Origin of the sequence: Nostoc flagelliforme FACHB-838, from assembly GCF_014698065.1 — a bacterium.
In the GTDB taxonomy this organism is placed as follows: Bacteria; Cyanobacteriota; Cyanobacteriia; order Cyanobacteriales; family Nostocaceae; genus Nostoc; species Nostoc flagelliforme_B.
Genome location: NZ_JACJSI010000717.1, coordinates 1 through 1,580, shown reverse-complemented (window position 1 = coordinate 1,580; position 1,580 = coordinate 1). Strand labels below are relative to the sequence as shown.

At 40.1% G+C, this 1,580-nt stretch carries 2 protein-coding genes; both read left to right on the top strand.

Features of this window, described 5'->3' with window-relative positions:
• Nucleotides 1-518 precede the first annotated feature (518 nt).
• Nucleotides 519-821, top strand: a complete 303-nt coding sequence (locus H6G97_RS51080) for a hypothetical protein (RefSeq protein ID WP_190947776.1) — start codon at nt 519-521, stop codon at nt 819-821.
• 100 nt (nt 822-921) lie between these two features.
• Nucleotides 922-1,500, top strand: a complete 579-nt coding sequence (locus tag H6G97_RS51075) for a hypothetical protein (RefSeq protein WP_199350215.1) — start codon at nt 922-924, stop codon at nt 1,498-1,500.
• The last annotated feature ends 80 nt before the right edge of the window (nt 1,501-1,580 follow it).

Below are 1,580 nucleotides of genomic sequence, written 5' to 3'. Positions count from 1 at the left end.
TCATCCTCAATTTATAGTTCAACAGGTTAAAAATATTCTCAGCAATTGACAATTAAATTTTTCGAGAGTGCCTTCAGGTAGAAGCAGCGTTTTTAGCTGTTTTTGTTCTCGTAAACTATACGCGAACAAATTATGATTTATTCCACTATCTATTTTCCCTTAACCGAGCAGTATTGGGGTCGGTTCACCTTCCCCAACGACTGCAACAGACTTTTGACTGTATCCTCCAGCGAATCGGAATACACCCGACTGATACGATCACCTACAGTGGGCGGTTACGCCGGGAGCAAATCACCTGCATCTGCTCACATTCAGCAAGCAAGTAATCATAAGACTTGAGATGCTTTAGTCCAACTAGTCAGTTCACCATCCTAGCGTCTTACAAGCACCAACAGCCACCCTTACCTTTAACCCTCTTGTACCAAATGGAGAGAACCCAATCGCTCTCAGTTTCAGAATTAAGCTTTGATATTGTTTTCCAAAAGTAGCACAAGAGGGTTAAGTACCAACATTTTTAGTTGAGTCTACAGCTTGCAGTAAGTTCTACATTTAAGAAAGTTCCTTCGCGGGGTGTAATTGAACGCAACTGCTGGATAAAAGCATTAAATCTGGCATCAGTTATTCCGAAGCCAGCTTCAGCACAAGCTTCTAAACCTCCTTCGATAGGAATGGGAGAACCATTCCTGGGACTATACACGAATGGCACTAAGAAAACCTATAAACTATGCTGCATAAGCATTACAAGTATTAATGCGTTAATAGCAGTGGGCGCTTGGCTGCGATCGCTATTTTTTGTAGAGGCTGTGAAATGGAAGCGGTAACGGTGGAGGATTGCCCAAAAAGTTTTTGAAGGTAGAAAAAGCTTACTCGTTCATGGAATACTTTCTTTGAAACGAGCAAGCACATACGATAATTACTACTGTGACATTACGAGTACAAATCCTCAAGGATAAATTTAGCCAAAGTTTGGGACTACCGTTTAAAGAAGTATTGCCAGAATCTGCAATAAGGCTTGCAATCTCTGAGTTAAAGATCAAATACAAAAAGCGATTATTTGACCCATTTATAACCTTGTGGGCATTTTTATCTCAAGTTTTGGATAGTGATAAAACTTGTCATAATGCTGTGAGTAAAATAATTGCAAATTTAGCAGAGTCAGATGTAGAAATTCCTTCATCAGATACGAGTACTTACTGTCAAGCTAGGGCAAGATTACCAGAAAAATTATTGGAGAAACTCTTCAATTATTCAGCACAAAATCTAGAAGAAAAAGTGACAGAAGAACATTTATGGTGTGGTCGGAATGTCAAAGTAATTGATGGTTCGACTGTTTCTATGCCAGACACCGTAGAAAACCAGAAAGAATATCCTCAACCTAGCACTCAAAACGAAGGATGTGGGTTTCCAATAGCCAAAATTGGTGTGATATTCAATTTAGTTACGGGAGCCGCCGTTGCTTTGTGCATCCAATACGGTTCGGTTAAGCCCAAAATCAGGTAAGGTGAGGGTTATTCCCTGAATGCACTGATGTTGAATGCAACTCAAAGAATTCTCACTGATCTCACCTGTAGTCGAATCAG